Annotated in this window: 18 protein-coding genes; 7 read left to right on the plus strand and 11 right to left on the minus strand. The window is 72.7% G+C overall.

Going from position 1 to position 22,465, the window contains the following annotated elements:
* Nucleotides 1-2: 2 nt before the first annotated feature.
* The 3 genes from ACH41F_RS33565 to ACH41F_RS33575 form a co-directional block, all read right to left on the minus strand.
* On the minus strand, nucleotides 3-4,457 hold the full coding sequence (locus tag ACH41F_RS33565) for an FtsK/SpoIIIE domain-containing protein (protein WP_398838881.1): 4,455 nt from the start codon (nucleotides 4,455-4,457) through the stop codon (nucleotides 3-5).
* A gap of 214 nt (nucleotides 4,458-4,671) precedes the next feature.
* Nucleotides 4,672-6,627 (minus strand): protein kinase, encoded by a 1,956-nt coding sequence (locus tag ACH41F_RS33570; RefSeq protein WP_391240001.1) that lies wholly within the window; start codon nucleotides 6,625-6,627, stop codon nucleotides 4,672-4,674.
* Between the two features lie 31 nt (nucleotides 6,628-6,658).
* A complete protein-coding gene (locus ACH41F_RS33575; protein ID WP_391240004.1) occupies nucleotides 6,659-7,507 on the minus strand; it encodes an MqnA/MqnD/SBP family protein in 849 nt (282 codons plus the stop codon).
* A gap of 287 nt (nucleotides 7,508-7,794) precedes the next feature.
* Between ACH41F_RS33575 and ACH41F_RS33580 the strand changes: the two genes are divergently transcribed.
* Nucleotides 7,795-7,998, plus strand: a complete 204-nt coding sequence (locus ACH41F_RS33580; protein WP_003992177.1) for a cold-shock protein — start codon at nucleotides 7,795-7,797, stop codon at nucleotides 7,996-7,998.
* 111 nt (nucleotides 7,999-8,109) lie between these two features.
* Here ACH41F_RS33580 and ACH41F_RS33585 read toward each other — a convergent pair whose 3' ends face one another.
* Nucleotides 8,110-8,682: a helix-turn-helix domain-containing protein gene (locus ACH41F_RS33585; RefSeq protein ID WP_391240007.1), complete on the minus strand. Its 573-nt coding sequence runs from the start codon at nucleotides 8,680-8,682 to the stop codon at nucleotides 8,110-8,112.
* 54 nt (nucleotides 8,683-8,736) lie between these two features.
* On the opposite strand from ACH41F_RS33585, the gene ACH41F_RS33590 reads away from it, so the two are divergent.
* From ACH41F_RS33590 to ACH41F_RS33600, 3 genes are read left to right on the plus strand one after another with little or no spacing between them, the layout of a single operon-like run.
* Complete coding sequence (locus tag ACH41F_RS33590) at nucleotides 8,737-9,414, plus strand: AzlC family ABC transporter permease (RefSeq protein WP_391240010.1); 678 nt, start codon at nucleotides 8,737-8,739, stop codon at nucleotides 9,412-9,414.
* Nucleotides 9,411-9,725, plus strand: coding sequence for an AzlD domain-containing protein (locus ACH41F_RS33595; RefSeq protein WP_398838884.1), 315 nt, complete (start codon nucleotides 9,411-9,413; stop codon nucleotides 9,723-9,725). Before ACH41F_RS33590 ends, ACH41F_RS33595 begins: the two co-directional genes overlap by 4 nt.
* A gap of 41 nt (nucleotides 9,726-9,766) precedes the next feature.
* The gene (locus ACH41F_RS33600) at nucleotides 9,767-10,426 is read left to right on the plus strand and encodes a methyltransferase domain-containing protein (protein WP_391240015.1); all 660 of its coding nucleotides are present in this window, start codon (nucleotides 9,767-9,769) and stop codon (nucleotides 10,424-10,426) included.
* 19 nt (nucleotides 10,427-10,445) lie between these two features.
* Here ACH41F_RS33600 and ACH41F_RS33605 read toward each other — a convergent pair whose 3' ends face one another.
* The 3 genes from ACH41F_RS33605 to kstD form a co-directional block, all read right to left on the minus strand.
* Complete coding sequence (locus ACH41F_RS33605; RefSeq protein WP_391240017.1) at nucleotides 10,446-11,048, minus strand: hypothetical protein; 603 nt, start codon at nucleotides 11,046-11,048, stop codon at nucleotides 10,446-10,448.
* Between the two features lie 100 nt (nucleotides 11,049-11,148).
* Nucleotides 11,149-12,540, minus strand: coding sequence for a PE-PGRS family protein (locus ACH41F_RS33610; protein ID WP_391240020.1), 1,392 nt, complete (start codon nucleotides 12,538-12,540; stop codon nucleotides 11,149-11,151).
* A 149-nt stretch (nucleotides 12,541-12,689) separates the two neighbouring features.
* Nucleotides 12,690-14,426, minus strand: a complete 1,737-nt coding sequence (gene kstD / locus ACH41F_RS33615; protein WP_391240023.1) for a 3-oxosteroid 1-dehydrogenase — start codon at nucleotides 14,424-14,426, stop codon at nucleotides 12,690-12,692.
* Between the two features lie 228 nt (nucleotides 14,427-14,654).
* Here kstD and ACH41F_RS33620 point away from each other — a divergent pair, with 228 nt between their 5' ends.
* Nucleotides 14,655-15,602, plus strand: a complete 948-nt coding sequence (locus ACH41F_RS33620; RefSeq protein WP_391240025.1) for a LysR substrate-binding domain-containing protein — start codon at nucleotides 14,655-14,657, stop codon at nucleotides 15,600-15,602.
* 64 nt (nucleotides 15,603-15,666) lie between these two features.
* Here the strand turns inward: ACH41F_RS33620 and ACH41F_RS33625 are convergent, their stop codons facing one another.
* Together ACH41F_RS33625 and ACH41F_RS33630 are read right to left on the minus strand one after the other, a co-directional pair.
* Nucleotides 15,667-17,586, minus strand: a complete 1,920-nt coding sequence (locus tag ACH41F_RS33625) for an AMP-binding protein (RefSeq protein ID WP_391240028.1) — start codon at nucleotides 17,584-17,586, stop codon at nucleotides 15,667-15,669.
* Between the two features lie 220 nt (nucleotides 17,587-17,806).
* On the minus strand, nucleotides 17,807-19,078 hold the full coding sequence (locus tag ACH41F_RS33630; RefSeq protein ID WP_391240031.1) for an acetyl-CoA C-acetyltransferase: 1,272 nt from the start codon (nucleotides 19,076-19,078) through the stop codon (nucleotides 17,807-17,809).
* Between the two features lie 88 nt (nucleotides 19,079-19,166).
* Between ACH41F_RS33630 and ACH41F_RS33635 the strand changes: the two genes are divergently transcribed.
* Entirely contained in the window at nucleotides 19,167-20,432 is a 1,266-nt protein-coding gene (locus ACH41F_RS33635) for a 3-oxoacyl-ACP reductase (protein WP_398838887.1), read from the plus strand.
* Entirely contained in the window at nucleotides 20,432-21,334 is a 903-nt protein-coding gene (locus tag ACH41F_RS33640; protein WP_391240037.1) for a MaoC/PaaZ C-terminal domain-containing protein, read from the plus strand. Before ACH41F_RS33635 ends, ACH41F_RS33640 begins: the two co-directional genes overlap by 1 nt.
* On the opposite strand, the gene ACH41F_RS33645 is transcribed toward ACH41F_RS33640, so the two are convergent.
* Together ACH41F_RS33645 and ACH41F_RS33650 are read right to left on the minus strand one after the other, a co-directional pair.
* The gene (locus ACH41F_RS33645; protein WP_391240039.1) at nucleotides 21,316-21,966 is read right to left on the minus strand and encodes a TetR family transcriptional regulator; all 651 of its coding nucleotides are present in this window, start codon (nucleotides 21,964-21,966) and stop codon (nucleotides 21,316-21,318) included. The genes ACH41F_RS33640 and ACH41F_RS33645 overlap by 19 nt on opposite strands.
* A gap of 60 nt (nucleotides 21,967-22,026) precedes the next feature.
* Complete coding sequence (locus ACH41F_RS33650; RefSeq protein WP_391240042.1) at nucleotides 22,027-22,326, minus strand: DUF4229 domain-containing protein; 300 nt, start codon at nucleotides 22,324-22,326, stop codon at nucleotides 22,027-22,029.
* Nucleotides 22,327-22,465 lie beyond the last annotated feature (139 nt).

The following is a 22,465-nucleotide window of genomic DNA, read 5'->3' on the forward strand; positions in this document are numbered from 1 at the left end:
TGTCAGCCGTTCATCACCCCCTGCACCGGCACATAGGAACCGCCGGAGATGAACAGCCCGCTGCCCACCGGGCCGCCGCCGCTGTTCGCGGGGAGGCGGATGCCGAACAGTTCGCCGTCCGACGTGCTCTGCGGTGTCAGCAGCATGCCGTTGCGGGACTTGCGGGCTTCGACCGCGAAGCCGCGGTACTGGCCGGCGAGGCTGTCCGTGGTGCCGGCGGCGAGGAGGCCGATGCCGCCGTCCGCGCCCTTGCGGATGACCGTCTCCAGCGCCTCGTCGAGGTTGGTGTCGTACAGCAGCTCCGCGTCGTCCACGACCACGACGTACGCGCCGCCGCGCAGGTCCTCCACGAGGTCCTCCAGGTCGTCCCCGCGGCTCTCGGCGTTCAGTACGCCCAGGACACCCTCCCGGCCCTCCAGTTCGCGCAGCGGGGAGCGGCGGGGGGTGATCAGCACCACCGGCGTGCCCGCGCCCAGCAGGGATTCCGTCGCGGCCCGCAGCAGCGTGGAGCGGCCGGACTTGGGCGGGCCCGCGATGACGAACCCGGGGCCGTTCTCCTCCAGGTCGATGCCGATCGGGCGGAGTTCGTCGCCGCCGACGCAGACCAGTGCCCACAGGGGCGACGGGGCGACGAAGTCGGGGTCCAGGGCCATCGCCTCGGCGGCGTTGATGCGCGACGGCAACGCGTCGACCCGGAGCGGCCGGCGGCCCACCGGGATGCGGGGGTACCTGGTGCGCGCCGCCTCCGCGATCTCCCGCAGCGCCCGCACCTGGGCCTGACCTGCGGGGTCCTCCGCGAGCAGGCCGATCTGGGTCTCGTCCACACCGGTGTCGGTCATCTTGAGCGCGCGGCCCGGCGGCATGTTCTTCGGGACCTCGCGAGCCGACAGGCCGGCCGTCGAGTAGTCGTTCGGGTCGGCGAAGCGCATGATCAGACGGTCACCGAAGGCGGAGGACACATGGCCGCTCAGGCCACTGCGGTCGGCCGTCATGACCACCTTCAGGCCCACCGCGGCACCTTCACGGAAGATGCGCTGCGCGGCTTCGAGCAGCTGACCGTAGTTGTAGCTCTCGAAGGTCGACGCGAAGCCCTCCCAGCTGTCCAGCAGCAGGACCATCCAGGGCAGGCGCTCCTCGGGGGCCGCCGCCGCGCGCTGTTCCGCCGCGCTCGACGCGCCCTCCATCGCGAGGAGTTGCTGTCGGCGGGCGATCTCGGCGAGCAGGCGCTCGATCAGGCGGCGCGCCCGGTCCGGCTCGTCGCGGGTGACGACGGCGCCCACGTGGGGCAGGCGCATCAGCGGCAGCAGCGCGTTCGAGCCGCAGTCGATGCCGTACACGTGCACGTCGTGCGGTGAGGTCGACTGTGCCAGCGAACCGGCCAGGGTGCGCAGGGCTGTTGACCGGCCCGAGCGCGCGCCGCCCAGCAGCAGGGTGTGCTCGCCGTGCACGAGGTCGAGCGTCAACGGCTTGCGGCTCTGCTTGGCCGGCTGGTCGATCAGGCCGTACGGGATCGGCGCGACGTCGTCCGCGGGCTCCTGCCGCGTGCCGTACGCGACCAGCTCCGCCAGCGTCACGTGCTCCGCCAGCGGCGGCAGCCACGGGCTGCGCTGCTCCCCGAAGCCCATCCGGGCCGCGCCCTCGGCCACGGCGTCCACCAGGACCGCCAGGTCGGTGACCATCGTGCCGTCGTCCTCGGCCTCCTGCCGCTTGGGCAGGGGGCGGGCGTACGCGGTCCACGGCAGGGGGGTCAGGGTCGCCTTCGGGCCCGTCTGGCCGGTCGCCGGGCGGCGGCCACCGATACGGGCCGACTGCACGCCCACCAGGGACTGGGCGCCGGAACGGACGTACATGCGGCCGGGGGTGGACTTGGCGATCGCTCCCGAGTCGGGGGCGTCGATGACGTCCATCGACTCGGCGGCGTCCGTCACGCGCAGGGCGATCCTGAGGTTGGTGTTCGCCCGGATGTCCGCGCTCACCACACCGGCCGGGCGCTGGGTCGCCAGCACCAGGTGCACGCCGAGCGAGCGGCCTCGGCGGGCGATGTCGACCAGGCCCGCGATGAAGTCCGGGAGTTCGGCGACGAGCGAGGCGAACTCGTCGATGACGAGGACCAGTCGGGGCATCGGCTCCAGCTCGGGGCGGAGCTTGCGGGTGTCGTTGTAGTCCTCGATGTCCTTCGCCGCGGCGTCGAAGAGGATCCGCTCCCGGCGGTGCAGTTCCGCCGCCAGGGACGCCAGGGCGCGCTCGGTGAGGTGGGCGTCGAGGTCGCTGACCATGCCGACGGTGTGCGGCAGCCGGGCGCAGTCCATGAAGGCGCTGCCGCCCTTGTAGTCGATGAGGACGTAGTTCAGGGCGTCCGGGCGGTTCGCCACCGCGAGGGAGGCGATGATCGTCTGGAGCAGCTCCGACTTGCCGGCGCCCGTCGTACCGGCGACCAGCGCGTGCGGGCCGTCTCTGCGGATGTCGAGGACGAACGGGCCGTCCGCGGCGACACCGATCGGCGCGGCGGTCGTGGAGCCGCCCGCCTGCCAGATGCGCTCGACGTCCGCACCGGAGGGGTTGGGCAGGTTCAGCAGGTTCAGCAGCCGGGCGGCGGTCGGCAGCGCGGCGTCCGCGTCGTCGCGGCTGACATCGCGCACGGGCGCCAGTGAGCGGGCGAGCAGCTCGCACCACTCGTAGCTGACCTGGTCGGCCAGGATGTCGCCGACGCCCTCCATGCCGTAGCCGCGGACGCGGACATGGTGCGGTGCGTCGGGGGACCAGGCGACGACGGCCTTGCACTCCTCGGGCAGCAGCCGCTCGTCCTCGTCGATGCAGAGCGCGATGATGCCGTACTGCGGTCCCTCGGTGAGGAGTTGGGGGACGCCGGGCACTCGGCGCAGCAGCCGGGCGCCGTCCAGGACCAGCAGGATGGTGGGGTCGGGGTAGAGCTGGCCCAGCATGTTCTGCTGCTCGCGGGCGGCCTTGCGCCGCGCCAGCTCGTTCAGCAGCTCGTTCACCCGGCGGGTGATGCCCTCGGAGTCGAAGCCGACGAGCGCCACGCAGTCCTGGCCCTGGTCGGGGTCGGTGTGGGGGAGCCAGTGCACCCAGTGCCATTCGGCGCCGGCCTGGGGGGTGGCGGACAGGGACACCAGGGAGAGGTCGCGGGGGCTGTGCAGGACGGCCGCCTGCACGCTGATCCAGCGGGCGGTGGCCATCGCCCGGGTCCGGTCACCGGCGACACCGACGACGCCGAGCCGGCCGAAGGGGAGAGTGACGGGGACGTCCGGCAGGACCGGGGGTTCGGGCCGGTCCTCGTCGTAGGAGCCGCCGCCGCGGGCCATGACCATCTCGACGTCCGACTCCAGCCCGCCGACGCCGACCCTGAGCAGCATGGCGTCCGGGTCGGTGAGGCGGCGCTCCCACAGCCGACGGCGCGGGCCGGTGGCGAAGAGCAGGATCTCGGCCGGGTCGGGGGCGTCGGCGCGGCGGGCGCGCTGTTCCTCCTTGGCGAGGACGACGAGTTCCGCCTGGTGCTCGGCGAGGTCCTTCTTGTACTGCTTCGCCGAGTTCTTGTCCTTCTTCTTGCCCTCACGGCTGTCGCTGAGCCACTGCGCGGCCATCATCATCGGGCTCATCAGGCAGAACAGCAGCATGTAGATCTGCTTGGTGACGAAATACATGGTCAGACCGAAGACCATGGGCATGAAGGCGAGGATGAACTGGAACTTGGCCTTCTCGCTCTTGCTCGGCGGTACGGGGACGACCACGCGTCGCCGGGGCCGCAGCGGGGACAGGCGCGGCGGACGGTTGTAGGCGAGACCTCCCTCGCTCATCCGGGAGAGGTGCGCGTCCGGTTCCACCACCTTGTCGAGGACGAGCAGCGAGTCCCCGACGCGTACGACGCCACCGAGCGGCCAGGACGCGCCGGCCTCCACCGCTTCGTCGTCGAGCAGCACCTCGGCGCCGGCCTCGGCGCTGAGCTTGGTATTGCCCTGGAGGTCGATCGTCACGCGCAGCGCGACCGGCGGCAGTGCCGGGTCCGGCACGGGCAGCGAGCAGGTGGGCGCCGATCCCACGGTCGCCGCCCCGACGCCGAGCCGGACCACCCGGCCGGAGGCGGGACCGCCGGCCACCCTGAGCTCGAACTGGCCGACCGGCTCGCCCTTGCGCAGCAGCGGGCCTATGGAGTCGTCCACGGCGACCCGCATGCCGTCGCGCAGGACGGAAGCCGCCGGTGCCGCCGGATCGCAGTACTCGCCGTCCGCCCAGAGCGAGGGCACCCCCCGGGTCGCCGGTGCGCCGTGCCTGGGCATCCGCACCACGTTCCCCGCGCCGGGGCCGGTCGGGCGGGCGGGGTGCCCGAGGGCTTCGCCGAGCACCTCCGCGACGTCGCCGGCGGTGGCCGTGTCGTCCGTCGCGATCACGACGTCGTGCGGTTCACCGCCTTCCTGCACGACCGTGACCAGCGTCCGCATGGTGGTCATCCTCCCGTCGGCCTCTGGGGCCACGTTCGTCACTTCGGCTAACGGAGACTAATGGCTGTACGGCGTTCGCGCGGTGCCGCCCTCAGGACGGACCGGCGACGGTCGGAGGGCCGGCATCGCGTGGGCCGCGTCGCCACCGTCGGAGGCCGCGTGTTTCCGAGTTCCCGGGCCCGTTCCGCCCCCGTGCGGGCGGACTGGCGGGCCGCTACTCGACCTTCGACATCCGCGCCTCGGGGTTCCCCTCCGCCGCGCTCTGCGACACGTACCTGAGGTCATCCCCCACCGGCGTGATCCGCACGGTGTGCGGCGCCGGGTTGCAGCCCGCATGGTTGTCCTTCGCCCCCACGGACGTGGCGACGAGTCCGGTCTCCGTCACCGTCTTCAGCGTGAGGACGTCGTTGCAGACGCCCCCGAAGATGTCCGTCTGCCGGAGTTTGCCCAGCTCCTCGCCGACGGCCGCCTTCTCGACGGTGAGCCGGAAGGTGCCCATCGGGATGCCGGAGCCGCTGCCCTCCCCCTCCCAGGTGCCGAGGTAGCGGTCCGGGACCGCCGGGGCCGGCGTCGCGGCGCCACTGGTCCCGTCGGCCGTCGGCGGCACGGAGGCCGTGGCCGATACGGAGGCCGACGGCTCCTGCGAGGCGGAGGCCGAGCTGCCCGGCGCGGTGGAGGAGTCCGAACCCGCGCCGCCCGCGTCGTTGTTGCGCCCGCCCGGCATCAGGTCGAACAGGAACACCGACCCCACCGTCACCGCCGCCAGCGCCCCCGCCACGGCGAGCGCCACCGTGCAACTCATCCGCCGGCCCCGTCCGTCCGCCCCCGGTGCCGAGGTGGCCGCCACGGAGACGGTGAGCCTGCCCGGGCGGGCGTCGGACGGCGGGGCGGCGTCCTGGGGTTCGCGCTCCGGTCCCCGGGGCTCGGGCACAGCGACGGAGGGTGGGGGTCCTCCCGGGGCGAAGGCGGACGGCGGGGCAGCGTCCCGCGGTTCGCGCTCCGGTCCGCTCAGCTCGGGCACGGCGACGGACGGCGGGGGTCCCCCCGGGGCGAAGGCGGGCGGCACGGGCGCGGACACGGACTCCGCGACCGCGGCGGCGGCCCCGGCCCCGGCCCCCGGCATGACCGGCGGCGGCCCGAACTCCCCGGCGGCCGGGGTACCGGCGTCCGTCCCCGCCGTCCCGCCCGCCACCGCACCGCCGGGGCCCGCCACCGCACCGCCGAAGCCCGCCGAGGCGCTGCCGAACTCCACCGGCCCCGAAGCCGCCTCCTGCGCCACCTCCAGGTTCAGCAGCCGCACCGCGCTCCGACTCAACCGCTCCACGAGCGCCCCCGGCAGCCACCCGCCCGCCACCAGCCGTGCCGCGCCTTCCGGGGCCAGTCGCCGGGCCACCTCACCCGGCGCGGGCCGGGCGTCCGGCTCCTTCGCCAGGCACTCCGCGACCAGGCCGCGCAAGTCCCCGGCCAGGGAGCCCAGTTCGGGCTCCTCATGGACGACCTTGTAGAGCAGCGACGCCGAGGAGTCCCCGGGGAACGGCGGCCGGCCGGTCGCCGCGTACGCCAGCACCGCGCCCAGCGAGAAGACGTCCGCCGCGCCTGTCACCGACGTGCCGAGGATCTGCTCGGGCGACATGTAGCCGGGCGAGCCGACCGAGACGCCGGTCGAGGTGAGGGACGCGGTACCGTCCGTGGCCCGGGCGATCCCGAAGTCGATCAACAGCGGGCCGTCCAGGGTCAGCAGCACGTTCGACGGCTTCACGTCCCGGTGCACCAGGCCCAGTTCGTGGACCGCCGTCAGCGCCTCGGCCAGCCCCGCCCCCAGCGCCCGTACCGAAGGCGCGGGCAGCGGGCCGCCGTCGGCGATCGCGGCCGACAGGGACGGACCCGCAGCGTAGGCCGTCGCCACCCACGGCACCGCCGCCTCCGGGTCCGCGTCCAGCACGGGGGCGGTCCAGGCGCCGCCCACCCGCCGGGCCGCCTCGACCTCGCGCCGGAAGCGGGCGCGGAACTCCTCGTCGAGCGCGAAGTGCGGGTGCACGATCTTGACGGCGACCGTGCGCCCGCCCGCGCTGCGTCCCAGATAGACACGGCCCATCCCGCCGGAACCGAGCCGGCCGAGCAGCCGGTACGGACCCACGGCGGTCGGCTCGTCGGCTCCGAGCGGCTGCATGGCGTCCTCCCCCGTAACACTCAGATGCAGGTTACGGCTGAAGCAGTTCCACCTTCACGTCCGCGGGGAAGCCCGTGGTCGGCCCCACCCGGCGCGCGAACTCCGCCACCGCCTCCAGCTGCGGCTCCCCGAAGCGGAAGTCGAGGGTGGTGAAGTACCGCTCCAGGACGCGCTCGTCGAAGGCCTCCCAGCGGGCGGCCTGTTCGGCGACCTTGCCGACCTCCTCCAGGGAGAGGTTCCGGGAGGCGAGGAAGGCCTCGTGGACCTGGCGGGTGATGGCCGGTTCGCGTTCGAGGTAGTCCCGGCGGGCCGCCCAGACCGCGAAGACGAACGGCAGGCCGGTCCACTCCTTCCACAGGGTGCCGAGGTCGTGGACCTCCAGGCCGAAGCGCGGCCCGTCGAGGAGGTTCGCCCGCAGCGCCGCGTCCCCGATCAGGACGGCCGCCTCCGCCTCCTGCATCATCAGGCTGAGGTCCGGCGGGCAGGTGTAGTACTCGGGCTGTACGCCGTAGCGCTCGGCCAGCAGCAGCTGGGCCAGGCGGACCGAGGTACGGGAGGTGGACCCGAGGGCGACCCTCGCGCCGTCCAGCTCGTCGAGCGGGACCTGCGAGACGATCACACAGGACATCACCGGACCGTCGCAGCCGACCGCGATGTCGGGGAAGGCGACCAGGTCGTCGGCGTTGCGCAGGAACTCGACCAGCGTGATGGGGCCGATGTCGAGATCTCCCTGCACCAGCTTCTCGCTGAGCTTCTCCGGGGTGTCCTTCGTGAGCTCGAAGTCGAGGAGTGTGCCCGTTCTGGCGAGCCCCCAGTACAGGGGCAGGCAGTTCAGGAACTGGATGTGGCCGACGCGCGGCCGGGTGCGTGAATTGTCCACATCGTGAGGCTAGACCCTGCGGCTTGTCGTACGATGGCCACCCCCTCCGTCAACTCGACACGAGCAGGATCAAACATCCGGGTGGCGTGATCTTGGCCTCTGTTGCTTTCGGCTGCCCTCATGCTAGGCTCGGCCGCAAGTTGCAGTTTGGTTTCCCTTGCAGTACAGAGCCTGCGGAGCATGTAACCGCAGGCTCTAGTCGTATTCAGAAGTATGCAGTTGTGCGGCACAGTTTTCACACTTGCAGGTTCTGGAGCAGGGCAACCCTTTGGGCCCAAGGAGGGCTTATGGCTACCGGAACCGTGAAGTGGTTCAACGCCGAAAAGGGCTTTGGCTTCATTGCCCAGGAGGGCGGCGGCCCGGACGTCTTCGTCCACTACTCCGCCATCAACGCGAGCGGCTTCCGTTCGCTGGAGGAGAACCAGCAGGTCTCCTTCGACGTGACCCAGGGCCCGAAGGGCCCGCAGGCGGAGAACGTCACCCCCGTCTGAGACTCCCGAGTCTCTGATCCGAACCTGACAGCAGTACCCAAGGAGCCCCGCGCCGCAAGGCGGCGGGGCTCCTGCCTTTTCCGCGGCACACCCGTAGGGGCGCCCTACGGCCTACAGGTGCTGCATGACCAGCACGAACGCCGTCCCGGGCAGCAGCGCCTCATAGGAGTGCGCCACATCCCCGCGGTACGCCATGTAGTCCCCGGGCTCCAGCTCGACCTCCTCGCCCTTCGGCCCCGCCTTGACCCGCCCGGTGCTCACGATCAGGTGCTCGACCGAGCCGGGGATGTGCGGCTCCGAGTCACGCACCGCGCCGGGCTCGGCGGTGATCCGGTAGATGTCCCGGCGCGCCCCGGGCGGACTGGAGGACAGCAGCGTGCCGACGTAGTTCGCCTGCTCGGACGCCACCGACGGCCCCTGGCCCGCGCGGATGACCTGCACCGGCGGCGCCGGCGGCTCCACCAGCGCGCTGAACGGCACCCCCAGCGCCACCGCCAGCGCCCACAGCGTCTCCACGCTGGGGTTCCCGCTTGCCGCCTCCAGCTGCGACAACGTCGACTTCGCGATCCCGGCCCGCTTGGCCAGCTCGGACAGGGACAGCCCGGCACGGGTGCGCTCACGGCGCAGGGAGGCGGCGATCCACTCCAGCGGAAGACGACTGCCCGACATGTTCGTTCGCTCCATCGGTACGACCGTTCGCCTTGACGAACGGCGGCTCTTCTGTTCATTGTAGAGAACATGCGTACGGTACAGCGAACACCCGACAGGGACCTCGTCCGGGACGTCTCCCTGGTCTGTCTCGCGGGCGGGATCGTCGGCGTCTCCTTCGGCGCGATCGCCGTCGCCGGAGGGCTGCCGGTGTGGGTGCCGGTGGTGATGTCGCTGGTGGTGTACGCGGGCTCCGCCCAGTTCAGCGCGGTCGGGGTGCTGCTGGCCGGGGGCGGCCCGTTCGCCGCGGCGGCCACCGGGCTGATCCTGAACACCCGCACGGCCGCGTTCAGCCTCGCGGTCGCCGAGCACATCGGCCGCGGCCGCCTCGCCCGCTTCCTCGGCGCGCACTTCGTCACCGACGAGACGGTCGCCTTCACCCTCGCCCAGACCGATCCGGTACGACGTCGTACGGCGTTCTGGGTCTCCGGGCTCGGCCTGTTCGCCGTCTGGAACCTCGGCGTCCTGGCCGGCGCCCTCGCCGGCGACGCCCTCGGCGACACCGCCCGCTACGGTCTGGACGCCGCCTTCCCGGCCGTCCTCGTCGCCCTGGTCCTGCCCGTCCTGCGGGACGACGCGGCGGTACGGCGTTCCGCGCTGCTCGGCGCCGGTACGGCCCTGGCCCTCACCCCGCTCGCCCCGGCGGGCGTGCCCGTGCTGGCGGCCCTGGCCGGACTGCTCGCCCACGGACGCGGGCGCACGGCATGAGCGCGACGGTCGCGATGATCCTCGCCCTCGCGGTCGGCACGTACGCCTTCCGGCTGGTCGGGCCCGCCCTGCACGGCCGCGTCGAACTCCCGGCACGGGTGCGGGAGTTGCTCACCGCAGGCGCGGTCGTCCTGCTCACCGCCCTGCTCGCGACGGGAGCGCTGACCGAGGCCGGTCACTTCGCGGGCTGGGCGCGACCGCTCGGGGTGCTGGCCGGCGGTGTGCTGGCCTGGCGGCGGGCGCCGTTCGCGGTGGTGGTGCTGGGGGCCGCGGGGACCGCGGCGGCGCTGCGGGCGGCGGGGGTGGCCTGAGCCGGCCCGGGTGTCAGTGGGGGCCGCTAAGGTCCCCGGGCATGACCGACTCCGACTTCCTGACCCGTACCCGGGTGTTCTACGACACCGTCGCCGAGGACTACGCCGAGCGGTTCCGTGAGGTGCTGACGGTCTCACCCGTGGACCGGGCGATGCTCGACGCCTTCGCCGAACTCGTGGGCAGCGGCTCGGCGGTGGCCGACCTCGGGTGCGGGCCCGGGCGGGTGACGGCGTATCTGGACTCCCTCGGGCTGTCCGTCCTCGGCCTCGACCTGTCGGCGTCGATGCTGGCGATCGCCCGGCGGGAGAATCCGGGGCTGCGCTTCGAGCAGGGGTCGATGCTGGAGCTGGACCTGGCCGACGCCTCGCTCGACGGGGTGGTGTCCTGGTACTCCTCCATCCACACCCCTGTGGACGAACTCCCACGGATGTTCGCGGAGTTCTTCCGGGTGCTCGCACCGGGCGGCCACCTGCTCATGGGCTTCCAGGTCGGTGACGAGCCCAAGCGGCACGACAAGCCCTTCGGCCACGACGTGATCCTGGACTTCCTGCGCCGGCAGCCGGAGGCGGTCGTGGCACTCCTGGAGGGAGCCGGCTTCGCGCTCGTCTCGCGGACGGTGCGCGAGCCGGCCCCCTCGGAGCTGACACGGCAGGCGTTCCTGATCGCGCGCAAGCCCGCACCGGACTCGGACGCCCACTGACCAGGGCCGGGGCGAGTCCCTACTCCGCCCGGTCGGAGAAGTGCTGCATCACGGCGAAGGGGGACGACATCACGGCGCCGCCCAGAGTGAGGACATCGGTGTCCACCTCCTCCAGCACGAGGGCGACGGCCAGGTCCACGGCGTCGAAGGGGCCGGTGGCCGTGCCCGTGCGGACGGTCCCGGTCGAGGGGATGAACTGGCCGGACTCCATCGTGACCCGGACCTCCCCCCTCTCCAGGACCTTCGCCTTGCCCAGGCCCTCCACGGAGTAGACGTACTCCCGGTCCTCGTACGCGATGCGCAGTGCCCGGCGCTCCTTGCGCAGGGCCCGGGTGTTGAGCCGCAGCTCCGCAGGGCGGCCGTCGACGGTGAGCTCCGCTTTGAACAGCGAGGGCCGCCCCGACCTCCGCTTCCCGCGGAAGCGCACCTCCGGGAAGGCCGGCCCGCTCAGCTGAACGGTGTCCATCCCCTTCTCCAGCGGCTGGTAGATCGGGCAGCGCTCCACGGTGACGTGGCCGAACTGCCCCACATCGCCCTCGAGTCCGGCCTTGGGCAGCTCCTTCTTGGTGCTGACGCTGTACGGCATCAGCTCGAACTCCAAGGACTCACTACTCTGTGCCATCGGCCACGTGCCCTTTTCTCGCGTAGGTCTGGAGCCAGGGCCTGTTGTGAAAGTGGCCTCTGCCGCCCTCCGGGCGACGAGGCCACTTTCACAACACGCCCTAGTCGAACGGGTTGAGCGCACTGCCCAGCGCCTTGGCGCCGTCGGCGATGCCCTCCCCGATGTCGCTCGCCTTGTCCCCCACCCAGTCCGCCGCCTCGTCGGCCTTCTCCGTGATGTCGTCCCAGTGCTCGACGACCTTCAGGCCCCCGTAGACGATGCCGGTTCCCACGGCGAGGCCGATGGTGACCGGGTTGGGGGCCACCATGGCCGCCGTCAGGGAGGCGTTGAAGCCCACTTCGGCGTAATTGGCGAGGTATCCGGCCTTGCTCTTCTTCCACTCCGCCTCATGGTCCATGGTGGCGATGTTGGCCACGGAGAACACCGTCGCGCCCGCCGAGCCGACGATGCCCGCGCCCCGCCACAGGCCCGCCGTCTTGGCCGCGGCGCTGAACCCGCCGGCCTTTCCGACCGTCCACAGGCTGGCCTGTCCGGCGCGCGTGACCGCCTGTCCGGAGTGGGTCAGTCCGCCGTACATGCGGGCCATGTCGTCCGAGCCGGCGAAGAAGTTGATGGCCTGGTTGGGGGTGAAGCCCAGGAGCTTGGCGTTCATGAAGCCGCGCCCCCGCAGCGCGTCCCACCCGCCGCCCCAGCGGTCCCCGAGGAACCCCGAGCTGAAGGGCACGTTGGCGACCCGCTGGTACGTCTGGCTGCGCGAGGCCATGGAGCCGAGTTGTCCGGGCAGCCAGCTGCCCGGCGCGGTCAGCGAGCGTATCGGCGGGTTGTAGCCGCCGAGCTTCGTGCCCGCCCAGCGCAGGATGGAGTTGCTGCCGGGCGCGGTCCAGCGTGCCGCGAGCGCGTCCTTCATCGGCCCCAGCTTGCCGGTCTTCACCGCGTTGCCCAGCAGCACCTTCGTGCCCGAGAAGCCGCTCGCCACCGCGACCTGGGTCGCGGCGGCGACGTTGAACACGTCGGAGCCGAACTTGATCATCTCGGTGAGGGTCTCTTCGTGCGGCTCCAGGCCGGGGATGGTCGAGAGGGCGTGCGCCTCCAGCCGCGCGACCCAGTCGCCGAGCTTCTCTCCCGGCTGCCGGGCCAGCTCTTTCGCATGCGGATCGTCACTCGCCGCCACCGAGTTGGCCAGCAGCAGCGTCTCCGGCCTGATCCCCTCACCCTGGTAGGACTCCAGGTCCTTCGCGGTGAAGCCCGCCCACAGCAGCCCGGCCGTCGGGTCGCCGTTCTCCAGGCGCAGCAGGGTGGCTCGTTTACGCAGGTCCTGAGCCTGGTCCCGGGTCCAGGACCGCATCGGCTTCAAAGGCGCCAGATGCCCGCTCACCCCCAGTCGGCCGGCCCGGGTGAAGACCTCGTCCAGGCCGTCCCCCAGGCCGCCGCGCCCGTCCAGAAGCTTGGACAACTGCTCCAGGTCTTCGGGATTCGCCCCCCGAAACGACATTTCCGCCCCCGTACCTCGATCGCCGGACTGGATGTGGCCGCTCGCACCTCACCCTATGGTGCCGGACGGACCTCGGCTGTCGAGGGCAAGAGGGCAAGGCCGAAGGGGCGAGGTGCGGCGGCGGGCGCCCGCCGCACCGGACGGCGCGCCTACAGTGCGCCCGCGATGTCCAGAGCCGCGAGGTGACCGAAGGTCATCGCCGGGCCGATCGTCGAACCGGCGCCCGCGTAGCTGTGGCCCATCACGGCCGCGCTGGCGTTCCCCGCCGCGTACAGGCCCGGGATGACCGAGCCGTCCTCGCGCAGCACCCGGGCGCGGGCGTCCGTGCGCAGGCCCCCCTTGGTGCCGAGGTCGCCGGGGACGATACGGAAGGCGTGGTACGGGGGCAGCCAGAGGGGGGCGAGGCAGGAGTTGGGCAGGACGGCGGGGTCCGTGTAGTAGTGGTCGTAGGCGCTGTCGCCGCGGTGGAAGTCGGCGTCCTTGCCTTGTCGGGCGAGAGAGTTGAACCGGTCCACGGTGGTGCGCAGGGCGGCGGCCGGGACGCCGATGGCGGTGGCCAGGGCGTCGAGGGACCAGGCCTTCTTCACCGCGCCGGAGCTGTACCAGTCGTCGGGGAACGGGAACGTGGGCGCGACGTCCTTGAAGAGGTACCGGTTGCGGTAGTTCTGGTCGGTGATCAGCCACGCCGGGATGTCGGGGTCGGTCGGGTGGCGCTCGTACATGGTGTGGACGACGTCGCTGTAGGGCCCGGCCTCGTTCACGAACCGGCGCCCGGCGGCGTTGACGAGCAGCCCGCCCGGCAGGGTGCGTTCGGCGAGACAGAAGTACGGCTGGCCGGGCAGCGGGATCGCCGGGCCCCACCAGGCGTCCTCCATGAGGTCGAGGGCGGCGCCGAGCCGCCGTCCCGCCCGGATCCCGTCCCCCGTGTTCTCCTTCGCGCCGACGGTCCAGTCGACGCCGATGGGCTGCCGCTGGTACTGGGTGCGCATGGCGAGGTTGTGCTCGAAGCCGCCGGAGCCGACGACGACACCGCGCCGGGCCCGGTAGAGGCCACCGGGGACCACCGCCCCGGCGACCGTGCCGTTCTCGGTGTACAGCTCGGTCAGCGGGGTGCTCAGCCGGACCGGGACGCCCGCGTCCATCAGGCCCTTGCGCAGCCCGGCGGCGAGCGACTGTCCCATGGTCAGGGGTGTCTGGCCGAGCGCGAGGGCCTTGGTGCCGCGGGCCAGGCACTCCGTGGCGACGGCGAGGCCCTTGGCGCTCACGGCGGACAGGGCGAGCCACTTGTAGTCGGCGCTGAAGACGACCATGCCGTCCGGGACGGGCATGTAGGGCGGGTTGAGGTGGGCGAGTTCGGCGCCGAGGATGTTGCCGTCGAGGTAGTCGGGCTCGACGGAACGGCCGCCCGGGAGCCCGCCGGGCAGCTCGGGGTAGTAGTCGCTGTACCCCTCCATCCAGCGGAAGCGCAGCGGGCTGTTGGCCATGACGAAGGAGAGCATGGCGGGTCCGGCCGCCAGAAAGGCCTGCTGCCGGGCGGCGGGCACGTCGGGGCCGACGACCGCGGCGAGGTAGGCAGCGGCCTTCGCGGGGGTGTCCGGTACGCCCGCGGCGAGGATCACGGAGTTGTTGGGGATCCAGATCCCGGCGCCCGAACGGGCTGCGGACCCGCCGAACGTGGTCGCCTTCTCCAGGACCACGCAGCTCAGACCTCGTTTGGCGGCGGTGAGCGCGGCGGTCATGCCGGCCGCTCCGGAGCCGATGACGACGACGTCGTAGGTTCCGAGGAGGGGGAGGTCGGCGGCGCGGGCGGCCTGCCGGCCCCCTGCCGCGAGGGAGAGTCCGGTGGCGGCCGAGGTGCCGATCACTTGTCTTCGGGTCGGGTTCATGGGCCGCTCCCACCTTCTGAGGGGGTGTCAGAAAGGGGAATGTGGCGCGGTGACCATGTGAAGTCAAGGGTCACGCAGCCGAGTTGGCGTGCGAGGGTGGGTCGGCACCCGCTCCGCCCGGGTGAAGCGGGTTGCCGCCCGTGGGGCCCTGGAGGGATCGTCGTACAGCGTCGACACTCCAGTCAATCCTTGGGTTCTGTGGCCGCACCCAAGGATTAGCTTGGGGGTATGACCCTCGATGACCTGCGCGTGTTCGTGGCCGTGTGCCGGGCCGGGAGCCTGAGTGCGGTGGCCCGTGACCTGGGGTGCACCCAGTCCGCCGTCAGCCAGCATGTGAAGCGGCTGGAGCGGGAGACGGGGGTCGCCCTGCTGGAACGGCAGCCGCGGGGTGTCGTGCCGACGGCCGCGGGGCGGGTCCTGGAGACGGCGGCGGCCGAGGGCATCTTCGGACTGGACCTCGCCGTACGGCAGTTGCGGGACCTGGTCGACGGGGCGAGCGGGTTCGTCCGGGTGGCGACCGGGGCGACGACCGTACGGCACTTCATGGGGGACGCGGTGGTCGAGTTCCGCCGTCGGCACCCCCGGGTGAACCTCGAGTTCCGGACGGTGAGTTCGGGACGCGGAAGCTTCGACGCGCTCGCCGACGGGTCGCTGGACCTGGCGTGGATCACGATCGGTCCGCCGGTGCGGGGCATCGAGCAGCGGGTGGTGGCCGAGCTGCCGTGGGTGCTGGCGGTGCGGGCCGGTGATCCGCTGGCCGAGCGGGAGGCGCTGGAGGCGGCCGAGCTGACGGACGTACGGCCGATACGGCTGCCGCCGAACTCGGCGTCGGCGGCCCATCTGGAGGCGGCGTGCGCGGAGTCGGGGGTCCGCCTGGCCTACGACACGAGCGTCGCCGACTGGGACACGGCCCTGCTGCTGGCCGAGCTGGGGGTGGGCCGGGCGATGGTGCCGGTGCTGCCGGGGCTGGCCGAGACCGGGGACCTGCGGCTGATCCCGCTGCCGGGCCTGCCCCCGCTGCCCGTGGGGTGGGCCGTACGGCGCTGGGACGCGCTCAGCCCACCGGCTCGGGCGTTCGCGGACACGGTGGCGGAGTGGCGACGCCGTCACCCCCGCCGTCCGCCCCCTGCCGGAACACCGCGACCACGCTCGGCTCCCGAGCGCCCGCACCCGTGATCCCCGCGCCCGCCGCCCCGGCCCCCGCCGCTGCAACGCCCGACCACCCAGGCCCCCGCCGCTCTCAGCGTGCGTACAGCCCCTCGATGTCCTCGGCGAACTCCTCCATCACCCTCTCCCGGCGCAGCTTCATCGACGGTGTCAGATGGCCGCCCGCCTCGGTGAAGTCCCGCGGCAGGATGGTGAACCGGCGGATCGACTCGGGCCGCGAGACCAGCTTGTTCGCCTCGTCCACCGCGCGCTGGATGATGGCCCGCAACTCGTCGTCGCCCAGGAGGAGTTCGGCGGGCACCGGGTGTTTTCCGTTCATCCGGCGCCAATGGGAGATGCCCTCCATGTCGAGGGTGATGAGGGCCGCCACGTAGGGGCGGCGGTCGCCCACCACCATGCACTGGGAGATCAGCGGGTGCTGGCGGAGCCAGTTCTCCAGGGGAGCCGGGGCCACCGTCTTGCCGCCCGCCGTGATGAGGAGTTCCTTCTTGCGGCCGGTGATCGTCAGGTAGCCCTCGTCGTCCAGGCTGCCGATGTCACCGGTGGGGAACCAGCCGTCGGTCGTGGCCGGGGTCACCCCGCCCGCGTTCGGGTCCCAGTACCCGCGGAAGATCTGGCCGCCCGCCAGGAGGATCTCGCCGTCCGCCGCGATCCGGACGCGGGTGCCGGGCAGGGGCCAGCCGACCGTGCCCAGACGGGACTTCAGCGGCGGGGTGACCGTCGCGGCGCCCGTCGACTCCGTCAGGCCGTAGCCCTCGTAGATCTCCATGCCGGCGCCCGCGAAGAACGCGTGCAGGGTGCGGCCGAGGGGGGAGCCGCCGCTGATGATGTGGCGGACCCTGCCGCCCATGGCGTTGCGGATGCGGCGGTAGACCAGGGGGTCGTAGAAGGCGCGGGCCGTCTTCAGGGCGGTGCCGGGGCCGCTGCCCGTGCCCGCCTGGCGGGCCTCGATCGCCTCGCCGTGGCGGACGGCGACGCCGACCGCGCGGTCGAAGGCGGTGACCCGGCCGGCGAGTTCCGCCTTGGCCCGGGCGCTGTTGAAGACCTTCTCCAGCATGTACGGGATGACCAGGAGGAACGTGGGCTTGAAGCTGGCCAGGTCGCCCAGCAGGTCCTCCGACTTCAGGCTCGGCGCGTGGCCCAGGCGGACCCGGGCCCTGATACACGCGACCGCCACCATGCGGCCGAAGACGTGGGACATGGGGAGGAACAGGAGCGTCGCCAGTTCCTCGTCCGAGCGGGACCGGAAGACCGGGTGGAGGATCTCGATCGCGTTGTCGACCTCGGCGAGGAAGTTGCCGTGCGAGATCGCACAGCCCTTGGGTCTGCCGGTCGTGCCGGAGGTGTAGATGACCGTGGCGAGGGTGTCGGGGCCGAGCATGCCCCGGCGTACGTCGATCTCCGCGTCGGCGACACCCTGCCCGAGTTCGGCCAGGCGCTCCACATGGCCCTTCTCCACCACCCACAGGTGCCGCAGGTCCGGCAGCCGGTTGAGCTCCGGGCCGAGCGCCGACGCCTGCGCGACCGTCTCCGTCACCAGGGCCACCGCGCCGGAGTCCTGGAGGATCCAGCGGGTCTGGAAGACCGAGGAGGTGGGGTAGACGGGGACGGTGACCAGGCCGGCGGCCCAGGCGGCGAAGTCCAGCAGCGTCCACTCGTAGATCGTGCGGGCCATGACGGCGATCCGGTCGCCGGGCTGGAGGCCCTCCGACACCAGGCCCCTGGCCAGGGCCAGCACCTGGGCCGCGAACTCGGCGGCCGTCACGTCCGACCAGTCGCCGTCCTCGGCACGGCGGCTGAGCACCCGGTCCTGCGGGGCGGCGGCCGCGTTGTCGAACGGCAGGTCGGCGAGCGAGCCGTGGGTAGGGGCCGGCACGACCGGCGGCACCGACACCTCCCGGACCTCGCCGTCCAAGCGCTTGATCTCCGGCTCCACGAGCACGGGCGCACCGTCGTAGTCGGTCGCGGAGACATAGGGGTGGGACGACGACATGGGCAGCTCCTGGGGCGCGCGCAGCTGGATACCGCATCGCTGATTAGGTACGCGCCGCGCGTACCCGGGCGTTCACCGGTTGTGTACGGCTTGGGGGGTTACCGGCAGTCAGACCGGAGATCCTAGGAGGTGCGGGTGACGAGTTCGTGAGGGTTCGGCAGTGCTCCGGGGCTGGGTCTGTGCAACCTCTCACGCAAGGTGAATCTCTGTCAGCTACCGGTCACGGCCGTTCCAGGACCGCGGTCACCCCCTGTCCGCCCGCGGCGCAGACCGAGATCAGGCCACGGCCCGGACCGCCCCGCTCGGCGAGGAGTTTCGCGAGGGTGGCCACGATCCGCGCGCCGGTCGCCGCGAACGGGTGGCCGGTCGCCAGCGACGAGCCCGCCACGTTCAGCCGCTCCGGGTCCACCGGCGCCAGGCCCGCCTTCTCCCAGGCCTGGAGCGTCGCCAGCACCTGTGAGGCGAAGGCCTCGTGGACCTCGACGAGGTCGAAGTCGGCCATGCCGAGGCCGGTCCGCTCCAGCATGCGCGGCACCGCGTGGGCCGGTGCCATCAGCAGGCCGTCGTCGCCGTCCACGAAGTCCACGGCCGCCGTCTCGTGGGCCGACAGGTACGCCAGCGGTTCCAGGCCCCTCGCCTCGGCCCACTCCTCGGAGGCCAGCAGCACGACCGCGGCGCCGTCGGTGAGGGGGGTGGAGTTCCCGGCCGTCATCGTCGCGTCGGGCTCACCGAGACCGAACACCGGCTTGAGCGTGGCGAGTTGGGCCACGGTCGAACCGGGCCGCAGGTTCTGGTCGCGTTCCAGGCCCCGGAACGGCACCACCAGGTCCTCGAAGAAGCCGCGGTCGTACGCCGCCGCCAGCCGCTGGTGACTCCGCGCCGCGAGTGCGTCCTGCGCCGCGCGCGAGATGTTCCAGGCGCGGGCGGTCATCGCCGCGTGCTCGCCCATCGACAGTCCGGTGCGGGGCTCGGCGTTGCGCGGGATGTCGGGGACCAGGTGCGCGGGGCGCACCCGGGCCAGCGCCTTCAGGCGGGCGCCCGCCGACTTCGCCCGGCGGGCCTCCAGCAGGATCCGCCGCAGTCGGTCGTTGACGCCGAGCGGGGCGTCGCTCGCCGTGTCCGCGCCGCCCGCGACCGCCGACTCCGTCTGACCGAGCGCGATCTTGTTGGCGGCGGCGATGACGGCCTGGAGGCCGGTGCCGCAGGCCTGCTGGATGTCGTACGCGGGGGTCGTCGGGGCCAGCTTCGAGCCGAGGACGGTCTCGCGGGCCAGGTTGAAGTCACGGCTGTGCTTGAGGACCGCGCCGGCGACGAACTCGCCCACCGCGCCCGGCTCCTGGAGGCCGAAGCGGTCCACCAGGGCATCGAGGACCGCGGTCAGCATCTCCTGGTTGGAGGCGGTGGCGTAGGGGCCGTCCGAGCGGGCGAAGGGCACGCGTGTGCCGCCGATGATCGCGACCCGTCGTGCCACGGGCGCCGGAAGGGTGCTCATCTCGACCTGCTCCTCCTGCGTGACATAGGATTACCTGCGGTAACCTTACTCCAGAGTAAGGAATTGTGACCGAGTGGGGGGACGGCCCATGCCCGACCGTTATCTGAGCTTCACCGGCACCGCGCCCGGCCGCTTCCTGACCCGCCGACTCGGTCTGCCGCAGCCCGCGGCGCTGCGCCGCTGGTCACCGCAGCGGCCCGCCCTCGACGGGGACGCGGTGCTGCACCTCACCGCGGGCGAGAGCACCGCCCCCGCCACCGGCAGCCCCTGCGCCGTCGTGCTCGACGCCACCGGCGTCCGGGACGTCGACGGTCTCACCGGGGTGCACGCGGCCCTGCACCCCGTCGTGAGGTCCGTCGCCGCGAGCGGCCGGGTCATCGTGCTCGGCGCGCCCCTCGACCCCGACGACCACCACCAGGCCGCCGCCCAGCAGGCGCTGGAGGGCTTCACCCGCTCGCTGGGCAAGGAGATCGGGCGCGGCAGGACCGTCAACCTCGTCCGGCTCACCGACCGCGCCGCCGCCGAGACCACCCTCCGCTTCCTCCTCTCCCCCAGGTCCGCCTACGTCAGCGGCCAGGTCATCGAGGTCGGCAGGGCCCCGGCGGTCAGTGTCGACCCGGACCGCCCCTTCGCCGGCCGCACCGCGCTCGTCACCGGCGCCGCCCGCGGCATCGGCGCGGCCGTCGCCGAGACGCTGGCCAGGGACGGGGCGCGGGTCGTCGTCCTGGACGTGCCGCAGACCGAGCGGGACGCCCGCGCGCTTGCCGAGCGCCTCGACGGCATCGCCCTCGCGCTCGACATCACCGCCCCCGACGCGGGCGCGCGGATCGCCGACGCCCTCCCCGACGGACTCGACGTGCTGGTCCACAACGCCGGCGTCACCCGCGACCGGCGCCTGGTCAACATGCCCGCCGGCCGCTGGAGTTCGGTCCTCGACGTCAACCTGGCGAGCGTGCTGCGCACCACGGACGCGCTGCTCGCGGCCAAGGCCGTCAACGACGGCGGCCGGATCGTCGCCACCGCCTCCATCGCCGGACTCGCCGGGAACGCGGGGCAGACCAACTACGGCGCGAGCAAGGCGGGCGTGGTCGGCCTGGTGCGCTCGCTCGCGCCGCGCGCGCTCGCCGAGCACGGGGTCACGGTGAACGCCGTCGCCCCCGGGTTCATCGAGACGGCGATGACCGCCGCGATCCCGCTGCTCATCCGCGAGGCGGGCCGCCGGATGAACTCCCTCGCGCAAGGAGGCTTGCCCGTCGACGTCGCCGAGACCACCGCCTGGCTCGCGCACCCCGCCTCGGGCGCGGTGAACGGCCAGGTCGTACGGGTCTGCGGCCAGAGCCTGTTGGGGGCGTAGTGACCGTCGTCCTCACCCGCTCCCCCGCGCTCGCGCCCCTGCTCGCCCGCGGCGCCCTGCTCTCCCCCGTCAAACGGCCCCGCCCGGACGCCGAGTTCCCCCGCACCCGGCTGCTCCTGCCCGGGCTCCGGGTCGACCTGGCCCGCCTCGCCGCCTACGAGCGGGTGTGCGGGTTCGCCACGGGCGACGACGCCCTGCCGGTGACGTATCCGCATGTGCTCGGCTTCCCCCTCGCCATGCGGCTGATGAGCGCCCGGGACTTCCCGCTGCCGCTGCTCGGGCTCGTCCACACCTCGATCACGATCACCCGGCACCGGCCGCTGCCCGCCACCGGGACCTACGAACTCACCGTGTACGTCGACGGGTTGGCACCGCACCGGCGCGGCACCGAGGCCGGGGTCGTGACCGAGGCGCGGATCGGGTCCGACGTCGTGTGGGAGTCGCGGAGCACGTATCTGGCACGGCACGGCAGCTCGGCGGACGGCACCCCGCCCGAGCGTCCCGTGCCGGACCCGGTGACGGATCCCGTGCCGGACCCCGTGACGGACCTTGTGCCGGACCTTGTGACGGGCGATCCCCTTCCCCCGGTCGCCGAGTGGCGCCTGGCCGGGGACATCGGCCGCCGGTACGCCGCCGCGTCCGGGGACCGCAACCCCATTCACCTCCACCCCCTCACCGCCCGCCTCTTCGGCTTCCCGCGCGCCATCGCGCACGGCATGTGGACGGTGGCCCGCTGTCTCGCCGCGCACGGCACGCCCCGGGCGGCCCTGGTGCGGGCGGAGTTCCGGGCGCCGGTGCTGCTGCCGGGGACGGTGACGTACAGGGCGGCGGGCAGGCGGTTCGAACTGCGGGGCGGCGAGCGCACCCATGTGGAGGGGTCCGTCTACCCGCTCACGTCCTGAAGGACCCACGGCCGGCTCTCCATCAGGTTGCCCAGGCCGGCCCACGCGAAGTTCATCAGCGTCGCCGCCGCCTGCTTGGCGGTGACGCCCGGGGTGGCGTTGGCCCAGGCCGCCAGCGACTCGGCGGCGCCGACGAGGGCCTCGGCGAGCCCGGCGACCTCCCGCTCGGGCAGGTTCGGGTCGCGGTGGGCCTCGCGGGCGGCGACCACGATCAGCTGCGTCACGAACGCGACGATCTCCTCGCGCATCGCGGCGACCTCACCGGCGAAGGGCTCGCCGTGCGTGCGGGCCTGGAGGTGCAGCACGGACCAGGCGGCCGGGTGCCGGGCGGTGTGCGTGAAGAACGCCAGCAGCCCGTCCCAGAGTTGGCGGTCGGCGGGCTGGTCGGTACGGACACCCGAGCGCACCGCCTCGGTGAGGGCGAGGGCCTCCCGGCGGATGCAGGCGGTGAAGAGGTCTTCCTTCGAGTTCAGGTACAGATAGACCAACGGCTTGGAGACACCGGCGAGTTCGGCGATCTCGTCCATCGAGGCGGCCATGTATCCGCGTCGCCCGAAGGTCTCCACGGCGGCGTCCAGCATCTGCTGCTCACGGACCGCGCGCGGCATTCGCTTGGTCTTCACGGCACCCATGGGGGCAAGACTAAGCCGCCCGGCACGGCGCGGGAACGCCGTGTGCTTCCCGGACGCCGCTCAGGACGTCTGGCCCTGGGCCCGTGCCGAGTCGTCGGCGATGTCTTCCTGGCTGCGGTTGGCGTCCAGGTTGGCCTTGACGCGGTCGACCTTCTCGACGATCTGGATCGAGGCGCGGTCGCGCTCCTTGCGCAGGGCGACGAAGCTGATGGGCGCGGAGATCACCAGGGAGAGCAGGACGATCCACATGCCGTTGGAGTCGCCGAGGCCGCGCGGGGCGACACCGGCGTGGACGAGGCCCCAGACGACCACGAGGCAGCCCACGAAGATCCCGAGGCGCATCAGTGTGTAGCGGAGCATCTCAATCCACTCTTCCGTTCCGGCTGAAAGGTCCCCAAAGTTCCCCAAGGGGCTCTTCCAGTGAAGCACGGCCGCTGCGCGATCTTGCAGGGGGTGTCAGCTCAGGAGGTGGCGGGCCACGGGGCAGCGGGCCGGGGGT

Source organism: Streptomyces sp. NPDC020489 (assembly GCF_044386545.1).
Taxonomy (GTDB): domain Bacteria; phylum Actinomycetota; class Actinomycetes; order Streptomycetales; family Streptomycetaceae; genus Streptomyces.

What these genes read in the sequence shown, in the direction of transcription:
- ACH41F_RS33565 (WP_398838881.1), bottom strand. Translation starts at nt 4,457, where the DNA reads ATGCGGACGCTGGTCACGGTCGTGCAGGAAGGCGGTGAACCGCACGAC.
- ACH41F_RS33570 (WP_391240001.1), bottom strand. Translation starts at nt 6,627, where the DNA reads ATGCAGCCGCTCGGAGCCGACGAGCCGACCGCCGTGGGTCCGTACCGG.
- ACH41F_RS33580 (WP_003992177.1), top strand. Translation starts at nt 7,795, where the DNA reads ATGGCTACCGGAACCGTGAAGTGGTTCAACGCCGAAAAGGGCTTTGGC.
- ACH41F_RS33585 (WP_391240007.1), bottom strand. Translation starts at nt 8,682, where the DNA reads ATGGAGCGAACGAACATGTCGGGCAGTCGTCTTCCGCTGGAGTGGATC.
- ACH41F_RS33590 (WP_391240010.1), top strand. Translation starts at nt 8,737, where the DNA reads ATGCGTACGGTACAGCGAACACCCGACAGGGACCTCGTCCGGGACGTC.
- ACH41F_RS33595 (WP_398838884.1), top strand. Translation starts at nt 9,411, where the DNA reads ATGAGCGCGACGGTCGCGATGATCCTCGCCCTCGCGGTCGGCACGTAC.
- ACH41F_RS33600 (WP_391240015.1), top strand. Translation starts at nt 9,767, where the DNA reads ATGACCGACTCCGACTTCCTGACCCGTACCCGGGTGTTCTACGACACC.
- ACH41F_RS33605 (WP_391240017.1), bottom strand. Translation starts at nt 11,048, where the DNA reads ATGGCACAGAGTAGTGAGTCCTTGGAGTTCGAGCTGATGCCGTACAGC.
- ACH41F_RS33610 (WP_391240020.1), bottom strand. Translation starts at nt 12,540, where the DNA reads ATGTCGTTTCGGGGGGCGAATCCCGAAGACCTGGAGCAGTTGTCCAAG.
- kstD (WP_391240023.1), bottom strand. Translation starts at nt 14,426, where the DNA reads ATGAACCCGACCCGAAGACAAGTGATCGGCACCTCGGCCGCCACCGGA.
- ACH41F_RS33620 (WP_391240025.1), top strand. Translation starts at nt 14,655, where the DNA reads ATGACCCTCGATGACCTGCGCGTGTTCGTGGCCGTGTGCCGGGCCGGG.
- ACH41F_RS33625 (WP_391240028.1), bottom strand. Translation starts at nt 17,586, where the DNA reads ATGTCGTCGTCCCACCCCTATGTCTCCGCGACCGACTACGACGGTGCG.
- ACH41F_RS33630 (WP_391240031.1), bottom strand. Translation starts at nt 19,078, where the DNA reads ATGAGCACCCTTCCGGCGCCCGTGGCACGACGGGTCGCGATCATCGGC.
- ACH41F_RS33635 (WP_398838887.1), top strand. Translation starts at nt 19,167, where the DNA reads ATGCCCGACCGTTATCTGAGCTTCACCGGCACCGCGCCCGGCCGCTTC.
- ACH41F_RS33645 (WP_391240039.1), bottom strand. Translation starts at nt 21,966, where the DNA reads ATGGGTGCCGTGAAGACCAAGCGAATGCCGCGCGCGGTCCGTGAGCAG.
- ACH41F_RS33650 (WP_391240042.1), bottom strand. Translation starts at nt 22,326, where the DNA reads ATGCTCCGCTACACACTGATGCGCCTCGGGATCTTCGTGGGCTGCCTC.